29 protein-coding genes are annotated in these 24,476 nt (G+C 63.0%); 19 read left to right on the forward strand and 10 right to left on the reverse strand.

Annotated elements, in window-relative coordinates; all coding sequences use genetic code 11:
• Nucleotides 1–1,635, reverse strand: a complete 1,635-nt coding sequence (locus ACR64R_RS14770) for a tetratricopeptide repeat-containing sulfotransferase family protein (protein ID WP_487362343.1) — start codon at nucleotides 1,633–1,635, stop codon at nucleotides 1–3.
• A 645-nt stretch (nucleotides 1,636–2,280) separates the two neighbouring features.
• On the opposite strand from ACR64R_RS14770, the gene ACR64R_RS14775 reads away from it, so the two are divergent.
• The 3 genes from ACR64R_RS14775 (at nucleotide 2,281) to ACR64R_RS14785 (ending at nucleotide 3,570) form a co-directional block, all read left to right on the forward strand.
• Complete coding sequence (locus ACR64R_RS14775) at nucleotides 2,281–2,493, forward strand: cold-shock protein (protein ID WP_006202520.1); 213 nt, start codon at nucleotides 2,281–2,283, stop codon at nucleotides 2,491–2,493.
• Nucleotides 2,494–2,729: 236 nt separating this feature from the next.
• Nucleotides 2,730–2,942: a cold-shock protein gene (locus tag ACR64R_RS14780; RefSeq protein WP_006202521.1), complete on the forward strand. Its 213-nt coding sequence runs from the start codon at nucleotides 2,730–2,732 to the stop codon at nucleotides 2,940–2,942.
• Between the two features lie 211 nt (nucleotides 2,943–3,153).
• Entirely contained in the window at nucleotides 3,154–3,570 is a 417-nt protein-coding gene (locus ACR64R_RS14785; RefSeq protein WP_487362344.1) for a BA14K family protein, read from the forward strand.
• 120 nt (nucleotides 3,571–3,690) lie between these two features.
• Here ACR64R_RS14785 and ACR64R_RS14790 read toward each other — a convergent pair whose 3' ends face one another.
• From ACR64R_RS14790 to ACR64R_RS14800, 3 genes are all read right to left on the reverse strand, one after another.
• Nucleotides 3,691–4,329 (reverse strand): MBL fold metallo-hydrolase, encoded by a 639-nt coding sequence (locus ACR64R_RS14790; protein ID WP_487362345.1) that lies wholly within the window; start codon nucleotides 4,327–4,329, stop codon nucleotides 3,691–3,693.
• A 156-nt stretch (nucleotides 4,330–4,485) separates the two neighbouring features.
• On the reverse strand, nucleotides 4,486–4,794 hold the full coding sequence (locus ACR64R_RS14795; RefSeq protein WP_487362346.1) for a hypothetical protein: 309 nt from the start codon (nucleotides 4,792–4,794) through the stop codon (nucleotides 4,486–4,488).
• Between the two features lie 146 nt (nucleotides 4,795–4,940).
• Nucleotides 4,941–5,834: a branched-chain amino acid aminotransferase gene (locus ACR64R_RS14800; RefSeq protein ID WP_487362347.1), complete on the reverse strand. Its 894-nt coding sequence runs from the start codon at nucleotides 5,832–5,834 to the stop codon at nucleotides 4,941–4,943.
• A 254-nt stretch (nucleotides 5,835–6,088) separates the two neighbouring features.
• Here ACR64R_RS14800 and ACR64R_RS14805 point away from each other — a divergent pair, with 254 nt between their 5' ends.
• Genes ACR64R_RS14805 through ACR64R_RS14825 form a run of 5 tightly spaced genes read left to right on the forward strand, consistent with a single transcriptional unit; the run spans nucleotide 6,089 to nucleotide 10,150 of the window.
• Nucleotides 6,089–6,619, forward strand: a complete 531-nt coding sequence (locus ACR64R_RS14805; RefSeq protein ID WP_487362348.1) for a MarR family winged helix-turn-helix transcriptional regulator — start codon at nucleotides 6,089–6,091, stop codon at nucleotides 6,617–6,619.
• Nucleotides 6,606–7,325 carry a response regulator gene (locus tag ACR64R_RS14810; protein ID WP_487362349.1) on the forward strand — a complete coding sequence of 240 codons (720 nt, stop codon included), beginning with the start codon at nucleotides 6,606–6,608 and terminating at the stop codon, nucleotides 7,323–7,325. Before ACR64R_RS14805 ends, ACR64R_RS14810 begins: the two co-directional genes overlap by 14 nt.
• 52 nt (nucleotides 7,326–7,377) lie before the next feature.
• Nucleotides 7,378–8,793 (forward strand): ATP-binding protein, encoded by a 1,416-nt coding sequence (locus ACR64R_RS14815; RefSeq protein ID WP_487362350.1) that lies wholly within the window; start codon nucleotides 7,378–7,380, stop codon nucleotides 8,791–8,793.
• Nucleotides 8,794–8,800: 7 nt separating this feature from the next.
• Nucleotides 8,801–9,058, forward strand: coding sequence for a hypothetical protein (locus ACR64R_RS14820; protein ID WP_487362351.1), 258 nt, complete (start codon nucleotides 8,801–8,803; stop codon nucleotides 9,056–9,058).
• Nucleotides 9,059–9,085: 27 nt separating this feature from the next.
• On the forward strand, nucleotides 9,086–10,150 hold the full coding sequence (locus ACR64R_RS14825) for a glycosyltransferase family 4 protein (protein ID WP_487362444.1): 1,065 nt from the start codon (nucleotides 9,086–9,088) through the stop codon (nucleotides 10,148–10,150).
• On the opposite strand, the gene ACR64R_RS14830 is transcribed toward ACR64R_RS14825, so the two are convergent.
• The 3 genes from ACR64R_RS14830 to ACR64R_RS14840 form a co-directional block, all read right to left on the reverse strand.
• Nucleotides 10,142–10,501, reverse strand: a complete 360-nt coding sequence (locus ACR64R_RS14830; RefSeq protein WP_487362352.1) for a tRNA-binding protein — start codon at nucleotides 10,499–10,501, stop codon at nucleotides 10,142–10,144. The genes ACR64R_RS14825 and ACR64R_RS14830 overlap by 9 nt on opposite strands.
• Before the next feature lie 18 nt (nucleotides 10,502–10,519).
• Nucleotides 10,520–11,020 (reverse strand): type III secretion system chaperone family protein, encoded by a 501-nt coding sequence (locus tag ACR64R_RS14835; protein ID WP_487357112.1) that lies wholly within the window; start codon nucleotides 11,018–11,020, stop codon nucleotides 10,520–10,522.
• Between the two features lie 317 nt (nucleotides 11,021–11,337).
• Complete coding sequence (locus ACR64R_RS14840) at nucleotides 11,338–11,640, reverse strand: accessory factor UbiK family protein (RefSeq protein ID WP_224636597.1); 303 nt, start codon at nucleotides 11,638–11,640, stop codon at nucleotides 11,338–11,340.
• Nucleotides 11,641–11,845: 205 nt separating this feature from the next.
• Here ACR64R_RS14840 and ACR64R_RS14845 point away from each other — a divergent pair, with 205 nt between their 5' ends.
• From ACR64R_RS14845 to ACR64R_RS14875, 7 genes are all read left to right on the forward strand, one after another.
• Nucleotides 11,846–12,085 carry a BrnA antitoxin family protein gene (locus ACR64R_RS14845; protein WP_487362445.1) on the forward strand — a complete coding sequence of 80 codons (240 nt, stop codon included), beginning with the start codon at nucleotides 11,846–11,848 and terminating at the stop codon, nucleotides 12,083–12,085.
• Between the two features lie 107 nt (nucleotides 12,086–12,192).
• Entirely contained in the window at nucleotides 12,193–13,047 is an 855-nt protein-coding gene (lgt, locus tag ACR64R_RS14850) for a prolipoprotein diacylglyceryl transferase (protein WP_487357113.1), read from the forward strand.
• The gene (locus ACR64R_RS14855; protein WP_487357114.1) at nucleotides 13,044–14,111 is read left to right on the forward strand and encodes a class I SAM-dependent methyltransferase; all 1,068 of its coding nucleotides are present in this window, start codon (nucleotides 13,044–13,046) and stop codon (nucleotides 14,109–14,111) included. Before lgt ends, ACR64R_RS14855 begins: the two co-directional genes overlap by 4 nt.
• An 86-nt stretch (nucleotides 14,112–14,197) precedes the next feature.
• Nucleotides 14,198–14,986 (forward strand): peptidoglycan editing factor PgeF, encoded by a 789-nt coding sequence (gene pgeF / locus ACR64R_RS14860; protein WP_487357115.1) that lies wholly within the window; start codon nucleotides 14,198–14,200, stop codon nucleotides 14,984–14,986.
• The gene (locus ACR64R_RS14865) at nucleotides 14,986–16,137 is read left to right on the forward strand and encodes a M24 family metallopeptidase (protein ID WP_487357116.1); all 1,152 of its coding nucleotides are present in this window, start codon (nucleotides 14,986–14,988) and stop codon (nucleotides 16,135–16,137) included. Before pgeF ends, ACR64R_RS14865 begins: the two co-directional genes overlap by 1 nt.
• Nucleotides 16,138–16,192: 55 nt before the next feature.
• Entirely contained in the window at nucleotides 16,193–16,804 is a 612-nt protein-coding gene (locus ACR64R_RS14870; protein ID WP_487357117.1) for a hypothetical protein, read from the forward strand.
• A 203-nt stretch (nucleotides 16,805–17,007) separates the two neighbouring features.
• Nucleotides 17,008–17,943 carry a ribose-phosphate pyrophosphokinase gene (locus ACR64R_RS14875; protein ID WP_487357118.1) on the forward strand — a complete coding sequence of 312 codons (936 nt, stop codon included), beginning with the start codon at nucleotides 17,008–17,010 and terminating at the stop codon, nucleotides 17,941–17,943.
• Here ACR64R_RS14875 and ACR64R_RS14880 read toward each other — a convergent pair.
• Entirely contained in the window at nucleotides 17,940–18,824 is an 885-nt protein-coding gene (locus ACR64R_RS14880) for an AraC family transcriptional regulator (protein ID WP_487357119.1), read from the reverse strand. The two genes, ACR64R_RS14875 and ACR64R_RS14880, sit on opposite strands and share 4 nt — an antisense overlap.
• Nucleotides 18,825–18,936: 112 nt before the next feature.
• Between ACR64R_RS14880 and ACR64R_RS14885 the strand changes: the two genes are divergently transcribed.
• Nucleotides 18,937–20,166, forward strand: a complete 1,230-nt coding sequence (locus ACR64R_RS14885; protein WP_487357120.1) for an MFS transporter — start codon at nucleotides 18,937–18,939, stop codon at nucleotides 20,164–20,166.
• Between the two features lie 76 nt (nucleotides 20,167–20,242).
• Here ACR64R_RS14885 and ACR64R_RS14890 read toward each other — a convergent pair whose 3' ends face one another.
• Nucleotides 20,243–21,502 (reverse strand): glycosyltransferase, encoded by a 1,260-nt coding sequence (locus ACR64R_RS14890; protein ID WP_487357121.1) that lies wholly within the window; start codon nucleotides 21,500–21,502, stop codon nucleotides 20,243–20,245.
• A 343-nt stretch (nucleotides 21,503–21,845) separates the two neighbouring features.
• Between ACR64R_RS14890 and ACR64R_RS14895 the strand changes: the two genes are divergently transcribed.
• Nucleotides 21,846–22,019 (forward strand): hypothetical protein, encoded by a 174-nt coding sequence (locus tag ACR64R_RS14895; protein ID WP_487357122.1) that lies wholly within the window; start codon nucleotides 21,846–21,848, stop codon nucleotides 22,017–22,019.
• Nucleotides 22,020–22,117: 98 nt separating this feature from the next.
• Here the strand turns inward: ACR64R_RS14895 and ACR64R_RS14900 are convergent, their stop codons facing one another.
• Nucleotides 22,118–22,975, reverse strand: a complete 858-nt coding sequence (locus tag ACR64R_RS14900; RefSeq protein ID WP_487357123.1) for an alpha/beta fold hydrolase — start codon at nucleotides 22,973–22,975, stop codon at nucleotides 22,118–22,120.
• A 149-nt stretch (nucleotides 22,976–23,124) separates the two neighbouring features.
• Between ACR64R_RS14900 and ACR64R_RS14905 the strand changes: the two genes are divergently transcribed.
• Complete coding sequence (locus tag ACR64R_RS14905) at nucleotides 23,125–23,565, forward strand: MarR family winged helix-turn-helix transcriptional regulator (protein WP_487357124.1); 441 nt, start codon at nucleotides 23,125–23,127, stop codon at nucleotides 23,563–23,565.
• Nucleotides 23,566–23,807: 242 nt separating this feature from the next.
• Nucleotides 23,808–24,449 (forward strand): 50S ribosomal protein L25/general stress protein Ctc, encoded by a 642-nt coding sequence (locus ACR64R_RS14910; RefSeq protein ID WP_487357125.1) that lies wholly within the window; start codon nucleotides 23,808–23,810, stop codon nucleotides 24,447–24,449.
• Nucleotides 24,450–24,476: the final 27 nt, after the last annotated feature.

Here is a 24,476-nt window from a genome sequence, read left to right on the forward strand (position 1 = left end):
TCAGCCCAGCTTGTCCAGCAGTGGCTTCAGCCGATCCCCATATCGCTTCCAAAGATCGACCGAGCCCTGATACATCGGCTGGCGCACCTGCGCCGCCGAGGCCGTACGCACCGGCCGGTCTGTCTCGTGGAACGACAGCACTTTGTCGTCCCAAGGCAGGCCGAGATAAGCCATCAGCGCCCGTGTCTGCCCTTCCTGGTCGGCGACGAAATCCTCATAGCGCACATCGTGCACGACGCCCGGCAGCACCTTGTGCCAATGCGCCATGATGTCGGTGTAAAGGTTATGGAAATCCGCGAGCTCGCCGAGGTCGTAGCCATAGCGGTGGCTGTCGCCGCGGAAATGCACCTTGAAGATCGACAGGCACGTGGCCGCCGCATCGCGCGCGCAATGGACGATCTTCGCCTTCGGCAGCATCATGTGCAGGAAGCCGACCAGAAGGAAGTTGCCCGGCATCTTGTCGGTGACATGGCGGTAGCCTGGATAGCGGGTATGCAGCATGTCGAGATAGGCCTGACCGGCTTCGGCGAATGCCTTGTCGGGCATGTCGGCTATCCCGGCGGGGAAGCCGCCCGGCATGCTCATCGGAAACTGCTTGCCGACAGCCGTCTTCAGGATGTTCAATTCGCCTGCGCCATAGACCTGCGGATGGCTGGCGATGATCTGCTCGACCAGCGTCGTGCCGGAGCGCGGCATGCCGACGACGAAAATCGGCGTGTCGTCGGAAATGTCGCTTGGCCTGTGCTTCTCGAAGAAGGCCTCGTCGAAGACCGTCTTCATCGCCTCGAATTCGCCGCGCGTCCTGACCGGATCGTAGTCGATGGCCTGGCGGCGGATGGCGTTGCCCTCGGCGAAATAGTCGAAGGCGCGGCCATAGTCCTTGAGGTCGTCATTGACCTTGCCCAGGCCAAACGAGAGCTGCATGCGCGCCAGGCTGCCCTCCGGCGCCTTGGCATGCTCGGCCTCCATGCCGGAAAGCTCCTTGTCGCGCTCGGTCTGGCGCTTGACCTGCGTTAGCAGTAGCCAGGCCCTCGCCATGCTGGGCGCGATCGCCACTGCCTGGCGGGCGAGATCGGCCGCCTCGTCGAGCTTGCCTTTCTCCATCATCGCGACGCCCAGCCCGTAAAGCAGTTCGGCGTCCTTCGGCCGGATCGACAGCGCCTCCCGGAACAGCGCTATCGCCTCATCCAGCCGCCCCGCTTCCTGCAGCGTCTCGGCAAGGCCGATGCGCGCGCGGACATGGAACGGGTTGCGGCCGATGGTGCCACGATAGATCTCCTCGGCCGCGTCGAACTGGCCAAGTTGCTTCAGCGACGAGCCGAGATTGTCGCGTGCGGCCAGCTGGTCCGGCCGGATATCCACCGCCCCACGGAAGAAATCGATCGCGGCGGCGACGCGCCCGAGATCGCGCATGACCGTGCCCATATTGTTGAGGAAGTCGGCGTTACCGGGCTGCAAGGTCACCGACTTCTCGATGAGATCGAGCCCCTCCTCGCTCCTGCCGGTCTGATGCAGCAGCAATCCAAGGAAATGCAGCGCGGCGGCATGGTTGGGCTGCTGCCCCAACACCTGCCGGTAGAGTCCCTCGGCCTCCTGGCGGCGCCCCGCCTGGTGCAGTTGCAGCGCCTTTTGCACATACGGGTCGAGCGGGCTCGCCGAGGCACTTGGCCTGCCGCCCGCGTTTGCCGCTCTTCTTTGATCTCTGTTAATGGGAAACCTGCCGTATTTGTTGGTCCGCCGGACCTAAGCCATACGGGCAAGAGATTCAAGGCTAAGCATCATGGAGGCCGCATGCATCTCCACGGTTGGAGATGGATGCGGGCTAAGCAAAGCTCGTCGCCGACGATGTGGTAGTCTCTCCCAGGAGATCTTGAAGCAACGCATGTGTCTCTCCCCTATCCGGCTCCATGCCGGCAGGATGAATGACTGCGTCTGAAAGCCTTGGCCCATGCTTGGCCCGCCTCTGGCCGATGACCGCCGATGGAGCCGGGTCTATCGAGACCCGCAGCGTTGGACGCGCCGCAAGCCGCCCGCGAGCGTCGTCTTGCAACCATCACGTTTCCGTGTAATAAAAATCATGTTCGGGCATTTGCGACCCGGAGAGCGGAACGTTTTGGACGACCTTTCCCCGATAAGTGTGAATCTCTGACAGCCCCGTTTTTCGGCGGGGGGTTTGACCATGCGCGAATGCATGACCGCCGAAGCAACCACCGAGATTTGCCCAAGGCGCGAGGCAGCGGGCGAACCACAAAGACTGACACGGGTGAAGGAGTTTCCCCAATGGCCCAGACCGGTACCGTAAAGTTCTTCAATGCCACCAAAGGCTTCGGCTTCATCACGCCGGACGGTGGCGCCAAGGATGTGTTCGTCCACATTTCGGCGATCGAGGCATCCGGCCTGCGCACGCTGGTCGACGGCCAGAAGGTCACCTTCGACGTCGAGCCGGACCGCATGGGCAAGGGCCCGAAGGCGGTCAACCTGCGCGCCGCCTGATCGGCGCAACCGCCTGTCCTTGCGTACGCGATGATTTGGCAGGATCATGTACGGGCTTCCGGACAGGCTCGAAATTTCGAAGGCGCGACCGAACCGTCGCGCCTTTTTTGTGCCCAAATCCTTGGATCGGCAGGCGAAAACTTTCTCTTGCCGATAGCGCTAAAATAAAGGACAAATTTCCTCTCGGGCAGTTTGCCGGCCCGAGACTTGCCTTGATGGGATCAAAGGAGTTTCCCATGCCGCAGACCGGCACCGTCAAATTCTTCAACCATGCCAAGGGCTTCGGCTTCATCACGCCCGACGATGGCGCGAAGGATGTCTTCGTCCACATTTCGGCCGTGCAGGCGTCGGGCCTTCCCGGTCTTGAGGATGGGCAGAAAGTGACATTCGACACCGAGCCGGACAAGCGCGGCAAAGGTCCGAAGGCCGTCAATCTGTCGATCGGCTGAGCCGGCTCACGACGGATGCGACGGAGGCTTTTCGGGTGGGACCGCTCCCGCCCGGTATTGGGCTGCGCCCAAGCCTTTAGCTGGCCGTCACGAAAAATCGTTGCCCCCGAGTTCCGTTCAGCCTCCGTTCAGCCACGGTCTTCTATTAACCTTTGCTAAAGCCGGTCCGCATCCCCGCGAAATGCGCGGGCCGGCGCGAAGGAGACCGAAAATGAACCGTTTTCTCAAGACCGCCATCCTGAGCGTTGGCATTGCCGCGACCACCTTGGCCACCTTCTCGGCGGCCAATGCTAATGACTGGCGCTGGCGCCATCATCACAGCCACGGTGGTGGTGATGCTCTCGCCGCCGGCGTTGTCGGCCTCGCGGCGGGCGCCCTGATCGGCAGCGCGCTCAGCAACCCCGGGCCGCGCTACTACGAACCCGCCTATGGTGACGACTACTATGTCGATCGGCCGGTGCGCCGCTATTACGTGCAGCAGCCGCGCGTCGTCTATGCCGATCGCTACGCCGAGCCGTGGACCCGCGGCTGGTATGAGTATTGCTCGGACCGCTACCGCACCTTCAATTCGCGGACCGGCACCTTCACCGGCAATGACGGCGCCCAGCATTTCTGCGTCGCGAACTAAGAAAACCCAGGGTTCCCTGCCCCGGATAAAAGCGCCGCCTCCAGCGGCGCTTTTCTTTTTGAAGCACGTGCCAACGATGGCTGTGCCGGTAGGCCGGCATCACCTGACCATCGACACAGCCTAGGTCAGAAACGGATTGGTTCGCCGCTCGTCGCCAAAACGGCTGCCCGGGCCATGGCCGCAGATGAAGCCGACATCGTCGCCGAGTGGCAGAAGCTTGTTTTTAATCGAAGCGATCAGCGCGGCGTGGTCGCCGCCGGGCAGGTCGGTGCGCCCGATCGAGCCGCGGAACAGCACGTCCCCGACATGCGCGAATTTGGCCGCGCGATTGTAGTAGACCACATGGCCCGGCGCATGCCCCGGGCAATGCAGCACCTCGAACACATGATTGCCGAACGACACCGTCTCGCCTTCGGCCAGGAAACGGTCCGGTACGCAATTTCGCACGCCGGCGATGCCGTAGCGCCTGCCCTGGTTCTCGAGATTGTCGAGCAACATCTTGTCGGCCGCGTGCGGACCGACAATGTCGACGCCCAGCGCTTCCTTCAAATCCATAGCGCCGCCGGCATGGTCGATATGACCGTGCGTGATCCAGATCGCGCCGGCATTGATGGCATTGTCCTTCAGCACCGACAGTATCTTGTCGACATCGCCGCCGGGATCGACGACGACGCCGTTCTTGTCGTCCATATCGAAGAGAATGGTGCAGTTCTGCTGGAAGGGCGTGACCGGCACGATGCCGGCGTTGAGCTGACCCATGACTTTCCTTTCTCGGGCAGGACTAATTCGAACCGCTCCGATTGTCGCCCTGATGTAGACAGGCGGGCAAACGCCGTCCACTGCTGGCGGGCACAAATATCCCGAAACGAAATGGGCGGCCGAAGCCGCCCATTTGAAAGCTTGAAGCGAGGGGCTTTATTTCTTCATCGCGTTCATGACCGCGCCGATGATGCCGGTCAGGATGGCGCCGCCGCCGACGCCGCCGAGAAGGTTCTTCAGATCGAGGGCGCTGCCGATTCCGCCCGCCGCGGCCGCGGCGTCGACTCCGCCGCCACCCATCAGGCTGCCAAGGATGGCCGCGCCGCCGACCCCGCCGATCGCGCCGCCGAGGATCCTGGTGAGCTGGCCCATCGCCGCCTGTTTCAGCGCCGCTCCGACCGCCTGTCCACCGATAACGCCGGCAATCACCTGTACGACGATCTGAATAATCGTGTTGCTGTCCATGTAACTAGTCCCTCCATAGCCGCCTGCCTCTAGGGGCCGACACCATCATGAGACGCCGAACCGTTCGAAAGTCAAATGCGTGCAGGCTTAAATAAAAAGGGCGGCCCGAAAACCGCCCTTGTTGTACAAAAAAGCTGTGACTATCGCTATTCTGCGGCGATGGCGTGTTTTGGTTGCACTGCAGCGGAATAGTCGTTCATCAATGTCTTGGCGATCTCACCGACCTCGAATCGGTATGGACCGATCTCCGAAACCGGCGTCACCTCGGCGGCGGTGCCGGTGAGGAAACACTGCTCAAAACCTTCGAGTTCTTCCGGCATGATGGCGCGCTCGACCACTTCGAAACCGCGGTCCTTTGCCAGGCCGATCACCGTGCGGCGGGTGATGCCGTCGAGGAAACAGTCGGGCGTGGGGGTATGGATCTTGCCATCCTTAACGAAGAAGATGTTGGCGCCCGTGGCTTCCGCAACCTGGCCGCGCCAGTCGAGCATCATGGCGTCGGCATAGCCCTTGGCTTCTGCTGCATGCTTGGACAGAGTGCAGATCATGTAGAGGCCGGCGGCCTTCGACTTGGACGGCGCGGTGCGCGGATCTGGCCGGCGCCATTCGGCGACGTCGAGGCGGATGCCCTTGAGCTTCTGCGCCGGGTCGAAATAGCTCGGCCACTGCCAGATGGCGATGGCGCAATTGATGCGGTTGCTCTGCGCCGAGACGCCCATCTGCTCGCTGCCGCGCCATGCGATCGGCCGCACATAGGCGTCCTGGAAACCCTGCTTCTTCAAAAGCGTCCGGCAGGCCTCATCGATCTCCGCGACCGGATAGGGAATCTTGAAGCCCAGGAGCCGCGCCGATTCATGCAAGCGCTCATTATGCTCGGTCAGCTTGAAGATCTGGCCGCCATAGGCGCGCTCGCCCTCGAAGACGGCGCTGGCATAGTGCAGGCCGTGGGTCAGCACATGAATCTTGGCGTCCGCCCATCTGACGAACTCGCCGTTCATCCAGATGAAGCCTTGCAATTGATCGAAAGGAACGGATGCCATGTAAACCTCCCGGGGCGGTCGCCCGCAAATCTTTGTTTTATAGCCTTTCGTGCCGGCCCGCCAAGGGACCCGAAACGCCCGCCAGTGCTTGGAAGCGTAGGCGGATATTCAATCCGTGGCAAACTCAGGAAGTTCCGGAAAAACGGCTTCCTCTTGCCTTTTCGTTCGCAATCCGCCGAAAAGCTTGTCAAAAATTATCATTGCCCCGAAATTACGTCAATAGTACTGACATAATTACCCTCTCGCATGGAGAAATGATGACGAGCCCCGAAGCCGGAAAACCGATCAGGACGGCCATCACGGACGAGGACGGCATCGACTTCGCCATCATCGAACTGTTTTTCTTCGCCTATCGCGATTTCACCTCCGACCCGGACCAGATCCTCGCCGATTACGGTTTCGGCCGCGCGCATCACCGTGTGCTGCATTTCGTCAATCGCAGGCCCGGCCTCACCGTCGCCGAGTTGCTCGACGTTCTTAAGATCACCAAGCAGAGCCTTGCTCGGGTCTTGAAGCAGTTGATCGACACCGACCACATCGTCCAGGTGCAGGGCCCGCGCGACCGCCGGCAGCGCGAACTCTACCCGACCGCCAAGGGCCGCGCCCTGGCCCTGGCCCTGGCGCGGCCACAGTCGCGCCGCATCCGTGCGGCATTGGAGGATTCCGGAGCAACCGAACGCGCCACGATCGAGCGATTCCTGGAGGCGATGGTCAATCCGGAACTAAGAGCGCAGATCGACATTGTGCCTGCGCAAACATCGGGGAAGAACCATGGAGACCATTGAGAAGGTCGATCATCCGGCCGCGCCCGACGATGACGCGCCGCATCTTCTGGTCGTCGATGACGACACGCGTATCCGCAACCTGCTCAAGCAGTATCTGTCCGAGAACGGCTTTCGCGTCACCGTCGCCGGCAATTCCGGCGAGGCCAGGCGCAAGCTCGCCGGTCTCGACTTCGATCTTCTGGTGCTCGACGTCATGATGCCCGGCGAGACCGGCGTCGACCTCACCAAGGCGCTGCGGGCCGAGAAGAACGTGCCGATCCTGATGCTGACGGCGCTGTCCGAGACCGACAGCCGCGTCACCGGGCTGGAAGCCGGCGCCGATGACTACCTGCCGAAGCCGTTCGATCCGCGCGAACTGATCCTGCGCATCAACAACATCCTGCGCCGAGGCGGCCCGGCGGCGACGCCGAAGGTGGAACAACTGGTGTTCGGGCCCTACACGTTCCAGATCGCCAAGCGCGAGTTGAAGCGCGGCGGCGAGGCGCTTAAGCTGACTGACCGCGAGCAGGAGATCCTGGCGATCTTCGCCGCGCGGGCGGGCGAGACGATACCGCGCCATGAGCTTGTGGGCGATGAATCGGATGTCGGCGAGCGCACCATCGACGTGCAGATCAACCGCCTGCGCCGCAAGATCGAGCGCGATCCGTCCAATCCGGTGTGGCTTCAGACGGTGCGCGGTATTGGGTATCGGCTCAGCGTGGAATAAGTTACCGTCGAAGGCCCTTTGCTGAACAGGCCATCGACGGGCGGAAGGGCGAATGGCGACCACGCAACTGGAACAGCCTGAAGGAGGCGGCCTCGGCGATCTCGCGACGCGAACGCTGAGGGCGATGCCGCGCGCCTGGAACCGGTTCTGGCGGCTCGTCGCGCTCTACATGCCGAAGCGCCTCTATGCCCGCTCGCTGATCATCGTGATCGCGCCGATGATCCTTTTGCAGTCGGTTGTCGCCTTCGTCTTCATGGAGCGCCACTGGCAGACGGTCACCCAGCGCCTCTCGCAGGCGACGATCGCGGACATAGCGGCCGTCATCGACATGATGGAGACCTATCCGCACGACGCCGATTACGCCAACATCATCCGTATCGCCCAGGACCGAATGCAGTTGAAGGTGGATCTGCTGCCGCCGGATCCACTGCCGCCTCCCGGCCCGAAACCGTTCTTCTCAATCCTCGACGAGGCCTTGTCCTCGGAGATCACCAGGCAGATCAACCGTCCGTTCTGGATCGACACGGTCGGCAATTCCAACGTCGTCGAGGTTCGTGTCCAGCTTGAAGGCAAGGTGCTGCGCGTTTTCGTGCGCCGCAGCCAGGCCTATGCCTCGAACACCCATATCTTCCTTATATGGATGGTCGGCACCTCGCTGGTGCTTTTGATGATCGCCATCCCCTTCCTGCGCAATCAGATAAGGCCGATCCTGACGCTCGCAGAGGCCGCTGAAAGCTTCGGCAAGGGCCGGCCGATGCCGCGCGATTTCCGCCCGCGCGGCGCCGAGGAAGTCCGCCGCGCCGGCTTTGCCTTCATCCAGATGCGTGAGCGTATCGAACGCCAGATCGAGCAGCGCACCGCCATGCTGACCGGGGTCAGCCACGACCTTCGCACCATCCTCACCCGCTTCAAGCTGCAACTGGCGCTGGCCGGCGGCAAGGCGGAGACCAAGGCCGCGCTCAACCAGGACATCGACGACATGCAGTCGATGCTGGAAGGCTATCTCGCCTTTGCCCGTGGCGAAGCCGCGGAGGACACCGGCCGCTTCGACCTCGAGACCTATTTCCAGAAGCTGGGCGAGGAAGCGCAACTGCGCAAGTGCAAGCTCACGACGACCCTGACCGGGGATCCGACCGTGCATGTGCGGCCGAACGCCTTTGCCCGTTTGCTTTCGAACGTCATCGGCAATGCCTTCCGTTATGCAAAGACCGTCGAGGTCCACGCCAACCACGGCCGCGGCTCGCTCACCGTCACCATCGACGACAACGGGCCGGGCATCGCTCCCGAAAAGCGGGAAGAAGTGTTCAAGCCGTTCCTGCGGCTCGACGAGGCACGCAACCTCGACGCCAGCGGCACCGGGCTTGGCCTGTCGATTGCGCGCGATATCGCCCGCAGCCACGGCGGCGACATCAGTCTGGAGGACAGCCCTCTCGGCGGGCTGCGCGCGGTCATCAAGGTTCCGGCATAGCCAAAAAATGATACCGAAAGTGCAGCCGGTTCTTGCCGCGCTGATCTTCGGTTCGGATAAGATCATGCTCAATCAAAAACAGGCTTCATCCGCCCGTCATGAAATCATGGTGAAGAGCGCGTATGAAGCGCGCGACCCTTCTCGATTCGGCCCCGCCGCCCCGCTTCGATCCCGCGCCTGCCCGGGTGCGCTGGAGCGAGGCGCGAGCTGCGGCCTGGTTGCCGTTCCGGCACCACGCCGGCGCGCCAGGGAACTATCACGGTAAAGGACGGTCATGCGCATCGGGATCGCCATGCGTATCCTGATGGTCACCGACGCATGGCGGCCGCAGGTCAATGGCGTGGTACACACGCTGGAACGCCTCGCCGAGGCGCTGAAACCCTTCGACGTCGAACTCGATTTCCTGACGCCGACCCTTTTTCGCACCTTGCCGATGCCGACCTATCCTGACATCCGGCTCGCATTGACGACGCCAGGCCATGTGGCGCGGCTGATCGAAGCCGCCAAGGCCGACCATATCCACATCGTCACCGAGGGTCCGCTCGGCATCATGGCGCGCCGCCATTGCCGCGGGATCGGTCGTCCCTTCACCACCAGCTACCACACGCGCTTTCCGGAATATCTCAGCGCCCGCCTGCCTGTGCCGGAGCGCTGGGCCTACAACTGGCTGCGCGACTTCCACAATTCCGGACAGGGCACGCTGGTCGCCACGCAATCGCTGGCGGACGACCTCGCGGCGCGCGGCTTCAACAAGCTGAGGCCCTGGACGCGTGGCGTCGACATCGATCATTTCCGGCCGGACAAGCGCAAGGAGACCGGATTCCCCCGCCCGGTCTTCCTGTGCGTAGGCCGCGTAGCGATCGAAAAGAACCTGACTGCCTTCCTCGACCTCGACCTGCCCGGCAGCAAGGTTATCGTCGGTGAAGGACCGGAGCTGACAAAACTCAAGGCGCGCTATCCCAACGCGCATTTCCTCGGTCACCGCCCAAACGACGAGTTGGCCGAGATCTATGCATCGGCCGATGTCTTCGTCTTTCCGAGCCGCACCGACACGTTCGGCAACGTCATCGTGGAAGCGCTGGCCAGCGGAACGCCAGTCGCCGCCTATCCGGTGACCGGACCGATCGACATTGTCGGCGACGGCATCGGCGGAGCCGTGTCGAACGATCTGGGCGAGGCGGCGATGAAGGCGCTTCACGTCGATCGCGCCGAAGCGCGCCAGCGTGCGATGCGCTACAGTTGGAAGGCATGCGCCGAAATGTTCCTCGACGTGGTCGATGAAGCGCTGGGGATGCCGCGCAAGCGCAGGCATCAGGATGTCGCAGCTGCCGGCCGGCCGAGGCTGGTCCTAGAATAAGCGCCCACCATCCGGCACCTTGCGCTCGATCGCGCCGAGCACCACCGCGCCCTCCTCGTCCGGAAAGCCGAGCGTCAGCACTTCCGACATGAACGGACCGATCTGACGCGGCGGGAAATTGACCACCGCGAAGACCTGGCGGCCGACCAGCGTTTCCGGCGCGTAGTATTTGGTGATCTGCGCCGACGACTTCTTCACCCCGATATCTGGGCCGAAATCGATCTTCAGCTTGATCGCCGGCTTGCGCGCCTCCGGAAACGGCTCGGCTTCGACGATCGTGCCCGCGCGGATGTCGACACGGTCGAAATCGGCGAAGCTGATCTCGGGCTTGCGCTCGTGGCTGGAACTCATCGGCAATATCGGCTTGGTTCAGGCGTTTCCGTGGGTTTCGAAGAGCACGCTGGAGAGCGCGTCCTTGGCCGATGTACCCGACCAGACGACGAACTGGAAGGCCTGGAAATAGCATTCGCAGGCTTCGAGTGCCGAGGACAGAAGCACCTCGACCTGCTGGCTAGACGGCTCGACCCCGCCGGCAAGCAGCAGCGACTGGCGGAACATGATCGCGCCTTCCTGCTCCCACAGGTCGAAATGACCGAACAGCATCTGTTCGTTGATCAACGACAGGAGCCGCATCACTTCCAGCGCCCGCGTCTCGGGCACCTTGATGTCGAAGGCGCACGCCAGATGCAGCGCCTCGAAATCCTCCATCCAGGAAAAGGAGACGTGGTAGTCGGTCCAGTTGCCGGCCACCGAAATCGAAATCTCGTCGTCGCCGGCGCGCTCGAAGGACCAGTCGTTGTTGTGTGCCACCTGCTCGATGACGTCCACCGGGTGGATTTCACGGGAAAATTCGAGTTCGAGAAGTTCCATGGATGCTTCCTGTGTTCAGGGGAGCGCCACACGCTCCGCGGGGCACACACGACGAACAATCTTGTCTAGAACTCGGACGGCCAGGAACTTCTCAAACGCAAAGACCCCAGACCGGACCCCGCCGCCCGGCGCATGACCCTGCTTCGAATCATGCAACAAATTCAGTCTATTGATCGGGAGTCGCGTGAACAGCCCAATTTTTCGCACTGCGTCATCCGCATGTGGAAAGGTCGCTGTCACAAAGATTCATGCAATGCCGGTAAGCAATTCACGGCAAAGCGATTTTTCGGATCGCGCTTTGTGGAAAAGTTTAATAATTATTTTTTCGCGCGGGGCTTCGCCGCGCCCGCAGGTGCGGCCTGTCCGGTCAGTTCGGCGAGCCTGGCCTCGAGCGCCTCGACCCGCGTTGCCAACTGGATATTGTCTTCCCTCGCCTTGACCGCCATCTCGCGCACGGCCTCGAATTCTTCGCGCTGCACCACATCCATGGAGTTCAGCATGCGCTCGGCCTGCGCCCGGAACGCCGTCTCCACTTCGCGCCGCACGCCCTGCGCGGCACCCGCGGCGTCGGTCATGATCTTCGCGAATTCATCGAGAATGCGGTTCGGTCCGGTCGACATGGCATATCCTCGCTTTGTCGTTTTGACGTAGTGGCGCGCGCCGCGGAATGCAAGAACGTTGAGGTTCGATACCATGGCTGCGTTGCTATGGCGCATCGCGGCGCGATGCCTGAAGAAAGTTATCACATTGCCCCGACCTGTACTTGAAGCCGCCAAATCGCCTATTGTGCAGCGTATTGTTCCAGCACTCAGTCAGGATCGATCAATGGCAACGCCCCCGCGCCGACCGACAAACCCGATCGCAGCAGCGGAAGCCGCCTTCAAGCCCGTCAAAAAGCCCGCGGCGCCAATTCGCGAGGCCCCGGCGGTGCCAAATGTCAGAGAGCTTGTTTCGATAAGGATCGATCGCGCCGTACTGGACCACTTCCAGGAGGACGGCCCTGGCTGGCAGGACAGGATCAACGATGCTCTAAGGCAGATTGTCGCCGGCAAATCTCAGGTTTGAAGGTGCGCGCCGTGGCGTTCAGAACATCAACCGCCTTGCCTTGACCCTGCCAAAACCCTGCCGCATGGTCCGCGCCCGACAGGCGACCGCAACCGGGAGATCCCAGTTTGAGCGAATATTTCCTCTTGCCGCTGGCCTCCCTGCCGTTCCCCAACATCGACCCGGTCATCGTCAATATCGGGCCGCTCGCGGTGCACTGGTACGGCCTCGGCTATATCGTCGGCATCCTCTTTGCCTGGTGGTATGCCAAGCGCCTTGTCACCACCCCGCGCCTCTGGTCCGACGGCAGGCTGCCGATGAAGCCCGAGGACCTCGACGACTTCATCGTCTGGGCGGCGATCGGCGTCGTGCTCGGCGGGCGCACCGGCTACGTGCTTTTCTACGACCTGCCGCGCTACACCGCGCATCCGCTCGATATCTTCGCTGTCTGGCAGGGCGGCATGTCGTTCCATGGTGGCCTGCTCGGCGTGATCCTCGCCATGACGCTGTTTTCGCTCAAGCGCCGCATCCACACCTGGACGCTGTTCGATGTGGTGTCGGCCGGCGTGCCGGTTGGGCTCGGCCTCGTGCGTGTCGCCAACTTCATCAATTCGGAGCTCTGGGGCCGGCCGTCGGACGTGCCATGGGCGATCGAATTCCCGAATGGCGGGCCATTCACCCGCCACCCCAGCCAGCTTTACGAGGCCTTGCTCGAAGGCCTGGTGCTGTTCCTGGTGCTGCGCTTCCTCACCCATTCGCGCCTGAAACTGAAGACGCCGCGCTTTGTCGGCGGCGCCTTCATCTGCGGTTACGGCCTGTCACGCATCTTCGTCGAGTTCTTCCGCGAGCCCGACCAGCAACTTGGCTACCTGCTCGGCACCAACTGGCTCACCATGGGCATGATCCTGTCCACGCCGATGGTGCTCGCCGGGATCTGGGCCATGGTCACCGCAAAGCCGATGGCGCAGCCGCAGGCGGCATGACCCGGCTCAAGGAGCGCATCGTCGATCTGATCGAAGCCGTTGGGCCGATGCCGGTCGACGAATACATGGCGCTGTGCCTGTTCGATCCGCAGAACGGCTACTACACCACGCGTGAGCCATTCGGCGCCGCCGGCGATTTCATCACCGCGCCCGAGATCAGCCAGATGTTCGGCGAGCTCGTCGCGGTCTGGCTCTACCACGCGTGGCAAGGTGCCGGCCGGCCGTTGCCGGCGACCTTCGCCGAGATCGGCCCGGGCCGCGGCACGCTGATGAAGGACATGCTTCGGACGTGGTCGCGGCTCGACCCTGCGCTCGTGGCCGCTGCTTCCTTTGCCATGATCGAGACCAGTCCGCGCCTGGCTGAAATCCAGAAACAGACGCTTGCGGGCCAAAACGCGGCGCTTGCCTGGCACCAGACAATCGACGCGCTGCCTCGACAGCCGCTGTTCATCGTCGGCAACGAATTGTTCGACGCCGTGCCGATCCGGCAGTTCGTGCGTGTCGGCGAAAGCTGGCGCGAGCGCATGGTCGGTCTCGACGACAATGGCGAGCTGCTCTTCTTTGCCGGCGCCGGCTCGCTCGATCCATCGCTGTTGCCCGAAGACGCTTCCGGCGCGCCGGAAGGCGCCGTCGCTGAAGTGGCGCCGGCCCGTGTCGCATTGATGTCGGCGATCGCGGCGCGCATCGCTGCCCAGGGCGGCGCGGGCCTCTTTATAGACTACGGCCATGTGCAGCCTGGCATCGGCGACACCCTGCAGGCCTTGCGCCGGCATCGGTATGAAGACGTGCTGGCCGGCCCCGGCGAGGCCGACCTGACATCGCATGTCGATTTCGCCGCGCTCGCGACAGCGGTGCGCCCTTATGGGCTACGTGTCGAGATCGCGACACAGGGAGAATTCCTGCTTGGCATGGGCTTGATCGAGCGCGCCGGCACGTTGGGAGCGAACGCCGACGAGCAGGCCCGTCAAGCCATCTCCGACGCGGTCGAACGCCTAGCCGGCCCCGACGGAATGGGTGAGCTGTTCAAGGTCATGAAGGTCGTGCCGGCGGCGAAGGCCGCCTGACGTCAGGAAGCGGATCACCGGCTGGTCCGCTTCGTTCTCCGAACTTCGCCTTGACGAAACCGCCTCACACGGTCGACAACCCCCCCATGCTGAATCAGACCAGACCCGATCCAGTACGCTCGCCGCTCCTTGAAAAGGCGCAAGGCGTACGCCACGGCTATTTCACCCGTATCGGCGGCGTCTCCAACGGGATCTACCGGGGGCTCAACATCGGCACGGGCTCCAGCGACGATCAAACGCTGGTGGCCGAAAACCGGCGGCGCGTCGCCGACTGGATGGGCGTGGCGGCGGATCATTTGCTGACTGCGCACCAGATCCACTCGCCGGACGTGGTGATCGCCAGGGAACCCTTCGCGGGGCCCCGCCCGAAAGCCGACGCCATCGTGACCGATCGTCCGGGCATCGCGATAGGAGCTTCGACCGCCGATTGCGGGCCGGTTCTCTTCGCCGACGCCAGGGCGCGCATCATCGGCGCCGCCCATGCCGGCTGGAAGGGCGCCTTTACCGGCGTGCTCGAAAACACCGTCGCCGCGATGGAAGGCCTCGGCGCCAGCCGCGAGCGCATCGTCGCCGTTCTCGGCCCCTCCATCGGCCCCGACAATTACGAGGTCGGGCCAGAGTTCGTCGCCCGCTTCGTCGAAGCCGACGCCGACAATCACCGCTATTTCAGGCCATCCAGGACCGCCGGCCACTCGATGTTCGACCTCAACCAATACACACTCGACCGGCTGTGCAACGCCGGCGTGACCGCTGAGGGCCTTGGCCGCTGCACTTACGCGGAAGAGGACCTGTTCTATTCCTACCGGCGCACCACACACCGCAAGGAAGCGGATTACGGGCGCCAGGTTTCGGCAATTGTTCTGGAGAAAGAGTAATGGCGCTGCATTTCGAACGATCGGAATTCGACGCGCGGCGTGACCGGCTGCTGATCGAGATGGCCGAGAAGAAGCTGGACGCCGTGCTTTTGTTCGCTCAGGAGAGCATGTACTGGCTGACCGGTTACGACACGTTCGGCTTCTGCTTCTTCCAGTGCCTGGTGGTGAAGGCCGATGGCTCCATGGTGCTGCTCACCCGCTCGGCTGATCTCAGGCAGGCCCGCCATACCTCGACCATCGACAACATCGAGCTGTGGACCGACCGCGACGGCGCCAATCCCGCGATCGACCTGCGCAACCTGCTGAACGACCTCGACCTGCTCGGCGCCCGCATCGGCGTCGAATACGACACTCACGGCTTGACAGCCTACAATGGCCGCCGCGTGGATGAACAGTTGCAGACTTTCGGCCAGATCGCCGATGCGTCGGGGATCGTCGGCCGCCTGCGCCTGTTCAAGAGCCCGGCCGAGATAGCCAAGGCGGAAAAGGCAGCCAATCTTTCCGACGACGCGCTGGACGCCGCTCTGCCGCTGATCAGGCAGGGTGGTGATGAAGGGCTCATTCTTGCGGCAATGCAGGGCGCGGTCTTTGCCGGCGGCGGGGACTATCCCGCCAACGAATACATCATCGGCTCGGGTGCCGATGCCCTCCTCTGCCGTTATAAAGCTGGCCGGCGCAAGCTCACCAAGAACGATCAGCTGACGCTCGAATGGGCCGGTGTGTTCCACCACTATCATGCTCCGATGATGCGCACCATTTTGACCGGCAAGGTGTCGAAGCGTCACCAGGAACTGTTCGACGCGTCCCGCGCCGCCCTGCTCGCGGTCGAAAAGGCGATGACGCCGGGCAACAGTTTCGGCGATGTCTTCGACGCGCATGCCCGCACGCTCGAGGCGCACAATCTGACCAAGCACCGGCTGAACGCCTGCGGCTACTCGGTCGGCGCCCGCTTCACGCCGTCCTGGATGGATATGCCGATGTTCTACCAGGGCAATCCGGAGCCGATCGCCCCCAATATGACGCTGTTCGCGCATATGATCATCATGGATTCCGAAACCGAAACCGCGATGACGCTTGGCCGCACGTACCTCACCACGGAATCGGCGCCGAAGCCCCTCTCCCGCCATGATCTCGACTTGATCGTACAGTGAATCCATAATGGTTGGTTCACGGGGTGGTCTTCGCCACCAGGGAGTTCTCGGGCAAATGAGACGATCGCGGGTGACGAGCGTGTCATTGCTTGCAGCGGCGGCGCTTGCCGCTTGCACCAACGCCAAGGACGTCCTCGATCCTTCGGCTGTCACACCGCCGGCGAGTTCGGCCCAGACTTTGCCAGCCGCCCAGGGCATATCGGCCGCCACATCACCGACGGCAACCTCGACAGTCCCCACGGCGACCGCCGCGGCTTCCACGCCCGCCACGCCGGCCCAGGCCGCGGCTCTCGCCAAGACCCGGCTGCAGGTGGCGCCGATCGTCGGCGCCTCGGTAGAGGCCGCAGCGCCCTTGACGACGGAGTTGCAGACGCGCGCCAAGCAGCGCGGCTTGACGCTTGTCGGCAGCACGGATCAGACGGCGACGCATGTGCTGAAAGGCTATTTTTCGACGATGTCCGAGGGGAAGGACACGACCGTCATTTATGTCTGGGATATTTACGACCCTTCCGGAAATCGCCTCCATCGCATCAATGGCCAGCAGAAAGCGCCCGCGGTCGGCGGCGGCGAGGGGTGGCCGACTGTGGCGCCCGCGACCATGCAGGCCATAGCCGACCAGACGATCGACCAGTTCGCCGCGTGGCTCGGCGGCGGCGGCGCCGGTTGAACGAATGGTAGCCGGACGAGCTTTGCCGGCCAAACTGTTGCCGGCCATACTGTTGCCGGCTTGCGATGATTTCGACGTTTGTTGCGGTCGCCGGAAGGATTCCCCACAACGAGGCTTGCAATACCGGCCCGGGCCGCTAAAAGCCCGCTTAAAACGCTCATGAGAGTCTGTCGGGTCTCTCCATCCTTCACCAGGAACGGTGCATGAAGCTTTTCGCGGGCAATTCCAACCGGGTGCTGGCCGAAGCGGTCGCTCGCTATCTCAACGTTCCGCTGGGTAAGGCCAGTGTCAGGCGCTTCGCAGATCAGGAAATCTTCGTCGAGATCCAGGAAAACGTGCGCGGCGAGGATGTCTTCATCCTGCAGTCGACCTCTTTTCCGACCAACGACCACCTGATGGAATTGCTGATTATGATGGACGCCTTCATGCGCTCCTCGGCCCGGCGCATCACGGCGGTCATCCCCTATTTCGGCTATGCCAGGCAGGACCGCCGCGCATCGGGGCGCACGCCGATCTCGGCCAAGCTGGTCGCCAACATGATCACTCGCGCCGGGGCCAACCGTGTGTTGACGCTCGATCTCCACGCCGGCCAGATCCAGGGCTTCTTCGATATCCCCACCGACAACTTGTTCTCGGTGCCGGTGATGGCCCGCGACGTCAAGGCCAAATACAAGCAGCTCGGAAACGTCGTCGTCGTGTCGCCCGATATCGGCGGCGTCGTGCGGGCGCGCGCGCTGGCCAAGCGTTTCGACGCGCAGCTCGCCATCGTCGACAAGCGCCGCGAGCGCCCCGGCGAATCCGAGGTGATGAACATCATCGGCGCGGTCGCCGGCAAGGACTGCCTGCTGATCGATGATATCGTCGATTCCGGCGGCACGCTCTGCAACGCGGCTGACGCGCTGCTGGCCAACGGCGCGACCAGCGTCACCGCCTACATCACCCATGGGGTGCTCTCCGGCGGCGCGGTGGCTCGTATCGCCGGTTCGAAGCTGCAGGAACTTGTGATCACCGATTCCATCCAGCCGACGCAGGGCGTGCTCGACGCGCCGAACATCCGCGTTATTTCGATCGCCGATCTGATGGGCGAAGCGATCTCGCGCACGGCAACCGAGGAATCGGTGTCGAGCCTGTTCGACTAAGCCACCTGGGCCTCTATCCGGGTCGGACCGCTCAGCCGCCTCGCTCCCTCCCCCACCTCTCGCGCGCCGCGCATGTAGCCGCGCGGCGAGGTGCCGAGCATGCGCTTGAACATGGTGGTGAAGGCCGGCACGCTGTCATAGCCGAGATCGAGCGCCACCCTGGTGATCGGCTCGCCGTCGGCCAGCCTCGGCAGCGCCGCGAACAGGCAGGCCTGCTGACGCCAGGTCGAGAGCGACAGCCCGGTCTGGCGATGGAAGGCACGGGTGAACGACCGGCGGCTCATGCCCGCGGCATCCGCCCATTCGTCGATCGTGGCATGCGGCGAAGGAGCTGCCACGAAGCGCCGGCAGAGCGCCGCGAGCTTCGGATCGGATGGGAAAGGCAAGCCGAGCGGCCGTTCCGGCAGGTTCGGAATCTCGTGCAGCAAAAGGCCCATGACGAGCCCGGCGCGGCCTTGGAGCTCGCCGCCCTGCGGCAGCTTCTCCGATTCGACGATCAGGCTGTGCATCAACTCGGTAATCCCGACGACCCGCAATCCCTCTGGCAGGCCCGGAATGGCGTTGGGCATCACATAGACCGAGCGCATCGAGACGTCGCCCAGCATCTCGACGGAATGCTCTATGCCGGCCGGTATCCACATCGCATGGTCGGGCGGCACCATCCAGCGGCCGTGTTGCGTCGTCACCAACACGACGCCGACAAGCGCGTGCAACAGCTGGCTGCGGCTGTGGCGGTGCCTAGGCACGTGATAGCCGTCGGGGTATTCGGTCGGCAAGGCGACCGCGGGGCCAACCGCCTGCTCCAGCCACTGCCAGCGGCTCTCGTGCAGCCGGCCTAGCTCGGCGGCATCGCCCCTGAAGATTTCCCGGCCATGCGGCATCGGATGTGGCCCACTTGCGAAACTATTGGACCAAACCACGAAAGAAGTCGCGTGACAAGCAACCTATAAGGCGGCCTGCGGTTCGCCGCAAAGACGACCACGGAGCATTGCCTTGACCGATACGACCGCCACCTCCGTCGCCGCGCCGACGCCGGCAAGCCACACCTCGGCGCAAGCGACGGCCTTCACCGTCATTCTTGCGGTGAGCTTCTGCCACTGCGTCAACGACATCATGCAGTCGCTGCTTTCGGCGATCTACCCGCTGCTCAAGGACAATTACGGTCTCGATTTCTGGCAGATCGGCCTTCTGACCTTCACCTTCCAGGTGACGGCCTCGCTTCTGCAACCGGTGATCGGCATGATCACCGACAAGAAGCCGATGCCTTATTCCTTGCCCTGGGGCATGGCCTCGTCGCTGGTCGGCCTGGTAGTGCTTGCCCATGCCGGCCATTATTGGCTGCTCCTGACCGGCGCCTCGCTTATCGGTATCGGCTCAGCGATCTTCCATCCGGAATCCTCGCGCATCGCCCGCTTTGCCTCGGGCGGCCGCTTCGGCCTTGCGCAATCGCTGTTCCAAGTCGGCGGAAATTTCGGCCAGGCCATGGGTCCGCTGCTCGCGGCCTTCATCGTCGTGCCGTTCGGCCAGACCAGCATTTCCTGGTTCGCCGTCGGTTCGCTGATCGGCATAGTCGTGCTGTGGCAGGTCGGCGGCTGGTACAGCCGGCTGCGCGCCTCGATGGCGACCCGCAAGCAGGCCGCCCATGTCTCGCCCTTCCCGCGCAAGAAGGTCATGTGGGCGTTGGCCGTGCTGACGCTGCTGGTGCTGACCAAGAACGCCTATATCGCCTCGATTTCCAGCTACTACACCTTCTACGCCATCCATAAATTCGGCGTTTCGGTGCAGATGAGCCAGGTAATGCTGTTCCTGTTCCTCGGCGCCTCGGCGCTTGGCATCCTGCTCGGCGGCCCGTTCGGCGACCGCTATGGACAGAAGGCGATGATCTGGTTCTCGATCGTCGGCGTGCTGCCCTTCACGCTGGCGCTGCCCTACGCCAATCTGGAATGGACGATGGTGCTAACCGTGCTGATCGGCCTGATCCTGTCGTCGGCCTTCTCCAATATCGTCGTTTTCGCACAGGAACTGGTGCCGGGCCGCGTCGGCATGATCGCCGGCATCTTCTTCGGCTTCGCCTTCGGCATGGGCGGCATAGCGGCCGCGGTGCTCGGCGTCGTCGCCGACATGAAGGGCATCGACTTCGTCTACCAGATCTGCTCCTACCTGCCCTTCCTCGGCCTGTTGACTGTCTTCCTGCCCAACATGAAGGAAGCGCGGAAGGCCTGATTGCCCGCGAGCATCGGACAACCCGAGGCAATTCGCCCGCCTGCCAGCGGGTGTATTGCTATGCGTCCAGGCTGGATCAGTTGCTTGTCCGCGGGCCCAACCACTGTGAAAGCGCGCGAAGAAAGCGTTTGGGGCCGTCGATTGACCGCGGCGCGGGCAAGTTCGCTGACGCACCGCGCTCCCGCCTCGGCAAGGCTGCCAACTGATCCGGAAGAACTTGCAGCGTCGCCGTCCAAAGCAGCCGATCCAGTTGGGCAACATCCGTCGGTGCCGGATCGTCACGTTCACTCCGCAGCGCCTGCACGAGCAGATCCTGGAAATCCACCGGGTTGCCTGCCAGCCGGACATTCGGCGAGTGCTTGAAATGCTCGAAGCCGCGAAAAGCAAAGGGCGTCGCGACGATCGACTTGCGGTTATAGAGCGCTTCGGCGGTCTTGATGTTGGTGCCGCCGCCTTCGAGGATCGGAAGGATCACGACGTCGGCGAGTTCGATCAGCGCGCTGAGCGTCCCGGCATCCCGCACGCCGAGCAGTTCGGAGCGGGCATTGTTGATGCCCCCGCCGCGCAGAAATCTATGGTCGGCCTCGATCTGTCCGGAAACGCCACCGACTGCCACAATTCGTTCGGCAGGGGACAGGAAACCGAGATCCGGCGCCGTAAGCTCGAGAAATCCGTTGGCGTTGGGGGGATGGCCCGATGCCACGAACAGCGCGGTGCGCAGGCCGGCGAACCGCGACGCCCAATGCTCGAGGCCGACGGGCGATGCGCGTGGCCACGTGCCGTTGGCGGCGACCACCACGCTTGGATTGAGCTGGCGAAAATAGGCTGCATCCTGCCCGCTGACGGCGACGATCAGGTCCGCCTTCGCGGCAAGGTCGGACTCGATATCCGCCGCGCGCTGAGCGCTCCAGAGGTCGGTTTGCGCGCCCGGGATCGTGGCTTCTTGCGCCAGCAATTCCTGTTCGACGTTGTGCGAACTGTACACGACTGAAAAGTGTGCCTCAGGCGCGCATGTTTCCATGTACTCACGCACGGCCGGCCAAAGCCAACATTGCTCCAGGGCGATGACATCCGGCCTGAAGTCGTCGAGAAATCTGGCGATTTCGCGCCGATGCGACCTGCTGGCCGTGATGAATTCAGCGGTGGCGACGTCGGAACGCCATTTGCGCCTGGCCATGGTCTTGCGAAACCGGCGCGGCATCTCGATGAAGAGATCGCCGGGCTCCATTTCCCGCTTGGCGCCGCCATTGGGCGTGACGGCGATATGACGTGTTTCCCATCCGCAATCCCGCAGGACCCGGTGAACGGCATTCGCTCTCAACTGACCGCCATGCACCGGCCGCCAGATCGGAAACGTTCCAAGTGAAGCATACCTCATCGGATCGGCACGATGCCGCAACCGAAGGCATGAAGTGTCGACGTAGCATTCATGTTCCCGCTCCCCCACCCAGGTGTGAGGCTACCATTCGACGACGAGTCTGGACATGATGTTGATGGATGGATGCGAAGCTACGCCCAAGCTGGAACTTGGCGATTGCAAAGATGAGGGCATCATCTCGCGTCTGGCCGGAGAAAGCATTGTCGGGACAACGGTCGAGACATGTCTCAACTGAGAATCCCGAGCCTTCTCGTTCCACTGGACGGCCAGATACCCAGCCGCGCTCGAGAGTCGGAGGGCGATGTTCGCCCCGCAATTCCCCGACGGCGCGCATCATGTGCTCGTTATCGACAATTCCCTGCGCGAAAGCCACCGCGCCGACCTTGATCGTGGCGTCGAACTGATTGGAGGCTCAAACTGGCGAGCCCAGATCCGGCCAAGGGTGGGCGCCAAATTGGCGCGCATCCTGGCTTGAAGGGGAACGGCGCTGGCGCGGAAGACAGGGCACAATCTCGCGCCGTCACGGAGGCGCCCGGCCTGACGGCGGGCGCCTCCGTGACTTGGCAAGCAGTATCAGGCCTCGAAGAACGCCAACAGATCGGCGTTGATGACGTCGGCTTGGGTCGTCGCCATGCCGTGCGGAAAGCCCTTGTAGACCTTGAGCTCGCCCTTCTTGAGCAGCTTGATCGAGATGAGCGCGGAGTCCGCGATCGGCACGATCTGGTCGTCGTCGCCATGCATGACAAGCACCGGCACGTCGATCTTCTTAAGGTCCTCGGTGAAGTCGGTTTCGGAGAAGGCCTTGATGCAATCGTAATGCGCCTTGGCTCCGCCCATCATGCCCTGGCGCCACCAATTGTCGACGACGCCTTCGGAAACCTGGGCGCCGGGGCGGTTGAAGCCGTAGAACGGCCCGGCCGGCACGTCGTGGAAGAACTGGGCGCGGTTGGAGGCCAGTGCAGCGCGAAAACCATCGAACACCTCGATCGGCAGGCCACCTGGATTGGCCGGCGTCTTCAACATGATCGGCGGCACCGCGCCGATCAGCACGGCCTTGGCCACGCGGCCTTCGCCGCCATATTGCGCGACATAGCGCGCGACCTCGCCACCGCCCGTCGAATGGCCGACATGGATGGCATCCTTGAGGTCGAGATGCGCGGCGAGCGCCGCCACGTCGGCGGCATAGGTATCCATCTCGTTGCCGGTGTCGGTCTGGCTGGAACGGCCATGGCCGCGGCGGTCATGGGCAATGACTCGATAGCCCTTTGACAGGAAGAACAGCATCTGGGCGTCCCAGTCGTCGCTGCTCAGTGGCCAGCCATGGTGGAAGACGATCGGCTGCCCGGATCCCCAATCCTTGTAGAAGATCTGCGTTCCGTCCTTGGTGGTGATCGTGCCGCTGCCCGAACCCGGCTTGGTCTGCGAAGTCATCTCAATCTCCTTTTTCGGCGATATCGCGATAAACAATATCGCGATATCAATATCGGTAATGGAGGTTGAACCCCTTGTCTACTGGAATATGTATCGCGATATCATTTCGTGGTACGCAAGCGGTGCTCAGTCGGCAAAAGGAACGCGCCGTGCCTCTCCCGTTGGAAAATCAGCTCTGCTTCACGCTCTACGCCACCAGCATGGCGATCAACCGCACCTACAAGCCGATGCTGGACGAGATGGGGATCACCTATCCGCAATATCTCGTGCTCAACGCGCTCGGCGAGGCCGACGGTATGTCGGTGGGAAGCATCGCGCACCGGCTCGCCCTGGAATCGAGCACAATCACGCCGCTGGTGAAACGTATGGAGCAGGCCGGCCTTGTCACCCGCCAGCGCAGCCAGGCCGACGAGCGTCAGGTGCAGGTCGACATGACCCCCGCCGGACGCGCTCTGCTCGTCCGCTGCAATTGCCTGAACGAGACCTTGATCGAAAGGTCAGGTATGAAAATGGCTGAACTCGATGCCTTGAACCGGCAGATCCAGGCGTTGCGCGATGCGCTGAACAGCGGTCGGATCGACGCAGCCTGAGGCGTGCCCGCGCCTTCAAGTCGGCCGCTTGCGCCCTCGCCCGCCTTCCGCTATAGAGCCGCCACCCGCGTAGACACCCTTGGAGGCAACGCGGAGGAAGGCCGGCCAGGCCTGCATGATCCCCAAAAGCATTTGGACAGCCAAAGGCATTTGGACCGACTGTGCCAGGCCGCGACGGCTTTCGACGTTTACGGGCGGGTCTGCCGGCCGTGGACGCTCCACAACACGCGAAAGGAAATGCCATGAGCCACGATGCTTATGAGCTTAAAGCCGAAGCGCGCGAACAGGTCGGTAAGGGGTCCGCCCGTGCAGTTCGCCGTAACGGTAAAGTGCCTGCGGTTATCTACGGCGACAAGCAGCCTCCCCTGGCGATTGCGCTCAACTACAAGGACATCTTCTACAAGATCCATGGCGGCGGGTTCCTGACCACGATCGCCACGATCGATGTCGACGGCAAGAAGATCCAGGTCCTGCCGAAGGATTTCCAGCTCGACCCGGTCAAGGATTTTCCTGTCCATGTCGACTTCCTGCGCATCGGCAAGGACACCGAAGTCAATGTCGACGTGCCCGTCCACTTCATCAATGAGGACAAGTCGCCCGGCATCAAGCGCGGCGGCGTGCTCAACATCGTTCGCCACGAAGTCGAGTTCCACTGCCCGGCCAACGCGATCCCGGAATTCATCACCGTCGATCTCACCGGCACGGACATTGGCGATTCGATCCATATCTCGTCGGTGAAGCTGCCGGCCGGCGTCAAGCCTGTCATCTCCGATCGCGACTTCACCATCGCGACCGTTGCTGGCTCGTCGGCGATGAAGCCGGAGACGGAAGCCACCACCGAAGCGGCTGCCGAAACGGCGGCCCCGGCGTCCGAAGAGAAGTAATTCTCCGCCGGATGATTTCATCCGGAT

The sequence above is a fragment of the Mesorhizobium sp. MC2-1-1 genome, from assembly GCF_057597255.1.

What these genes read in the sequence shown, in the direction of transcription:
- ACR64R_RS14845 (WP_487362445.1), top strand. Translation starts at nt 11,846, where the DNA reads ATGGCAACGCCCCCGCGCCGACCGACAAACCCGATCGCAGCAGCGGAA.
- ACR64R_RS14875 (WP_487357118.1), top strand. Translation starts at nt 17,008, where the DNA reads ATGAAGCTTTTCGCGGGCAATTCCAACCGGGTGCTGGCCGAAGCGGTC.
- ACR64R_RS14805 (WP_487362348.1), top strand. Translation starts at nt 6,089, where the DNA reads ATGATGACGAGCCCCGAAGCCGGAAAACCGATCAGGACGGCCATCACG.
- ACR64R_RS14795 (WP_487362346.1), bottom strand. Translation starts at nt 4,794, where the DNA reads ATGGACAGCAACACGATTATTCAGATCGTCGTACAGGTGATTGCCGGC.
- ACR64R_RS14820 (WP_487362351.1), top strand. Translation starts at nt 8,801, where the DNA reads ATGATACCGAAAGTGCAGCCGGTTCTTGCCGCGCTGATCTTCGGTTCG.
- ACR64R_RS14830 (WP_487362352.1), bottom strand. Translation starts at nt 10,501, where the DNA reads ATGAGTTCCAGCCACGAGCGCAAGCCCGAGATCAGCTTCGCCGATTTC.
- ACR64R_RS14880 (WP_487357119.1), bottom strand. Translation starts at nt 18,824, where the DNA reads ATGCCGCATGGCCGGGAAATCTTCAGGGGCGATGCCGCCGAGCTAGGC.
- ACR64R_RS14790 (WP_487362345.1), bottom strand. Translation starts at nt 4,329, where the DNA reads ATGGGTCAGCTCAACGCCGGCATCGTGCCGGTCACGCCCTTCCAGCAG.
- ACR64R_RS14810 (WP_487362349.1), top strand. Translation starts at nt 6,606, where the DNA reads ATGGAGACCATTGAGAAGGTCGATCATCCGGCCGCGCCCGACGATGAC.
- ACR64R_RS14815 (WP_487362350.1), top strand. Translation starts at nt 7,378, where the DNA reads ATGGCGACCACGCAACTGGAACAGCCTGAAGGAGGCGGCCTCGGCGAT.
- ACR64R_RS14895 (WP_487357122.1), top strand. Translation starts at nt 21,846, where the DNA reads ATGTTCGCCCCGCAATTCCCCGACGGCGCGCATCATGTGCTCGTTATC.
- ACR64R_RS14800 (WP_487362347.1), bottom strand. Translation starts at nt 5,834, where the DNA reads ATGGCATCCGTTCCTTTCGATCAATTGCAAGGCTTCATCTGGATGAAC.
- ACR64R_RS14780 (WP_006202521.1), top strand. Translation starts at nt 2,730, where the DNA reads ATGCCGCAGACCGGCACCGTCAAATTCTTCAACCATGCCAAGGGCTTC.
- ACR64R_RS14825 (WP_487362444.1), top strand. Translation starts at nt 9,086, where the DNA reads ATGCGTATCCTGATGGTCACCGACGCATGGCGGCCGCAGGTCAATGGC.
- ACR64R_RS14785 (WP_487362344.1), top strand. Translation starts at nt 3,154, where the DNA reads ATGAACCGTTTTCTCAAGACCGCCATCCTGAGCGTTGGCATTGCCGCG.
- ACR64R_RS14775 (WP_006202520.1), top strand. Translation starts at nt 2,281, where the DNA reads ATGGCCCAGACCGGTACCGTAAAGTTCTTCAATGCCACCAAAGGCTTC.
- pgeF (WP_487357115.1), top strand. Translation starts at nt 14,198, where the DNA reads ATGCTGAATCAGACCAGACCCGATCCAGTACGCTCGCCGCTCCTTGAA.
- ACR64R_RS14870 (WP_487357117.1), top strand. Translation starts at nt 16,193, where the DNA reads ATGAGACGATCGCGGGTGACGAGCGTGTCATTGCTTGCAGCGGCGGCG.
- ACR64R_RS14855 (WP_487357114.1), top strand. Translation starts at nt 13,044, where the DNA reads ATGACCCGGCTCAAGGAGCGCATCGTCGATCTGATCGAAGCCGTTGGG.
- ACR64R_RS14900 (WP_487357123.1), bottom strand. Translation starts at nt 22,975, where the DNA reads ATGACTTCGCAGACCAAGCCGGGTTCGGGCAGCGGCACGATCACCACC.
- ACR64R_RS14910 (WP_487357125.1), top strand. Translation starts at nt 23,808, where the DNA reads ATGAGCCACGATGCTTATGAGCTTAAAGCCGAAGCGCGCGAACAGGTC.
- ACR64R_RS14865 (WP_487357116.1), top strand. Translation starts at nt 14,986, where the DNA reads ATGGCGCTGCATTTCGAACGATCGGAATTCGACGCGCGGCGTGACCGG.
- ACR64R_RS14840 (WP_224636597.1), bottom strand. Translation starts at nt 11,640, where the DNA reads ATGTCGACCGGACCGAACCGCATTCTCGATGAATTCGCGAAGATCATG.
- ACR64R_RS14835 (WP_487357112.1), bottom strand. Translation starts at nt 11,020, where the DNA reads ATGGAACTTCTCGAACTCGAATTTTCCCGTGAAATCCACCCGGTGGAC.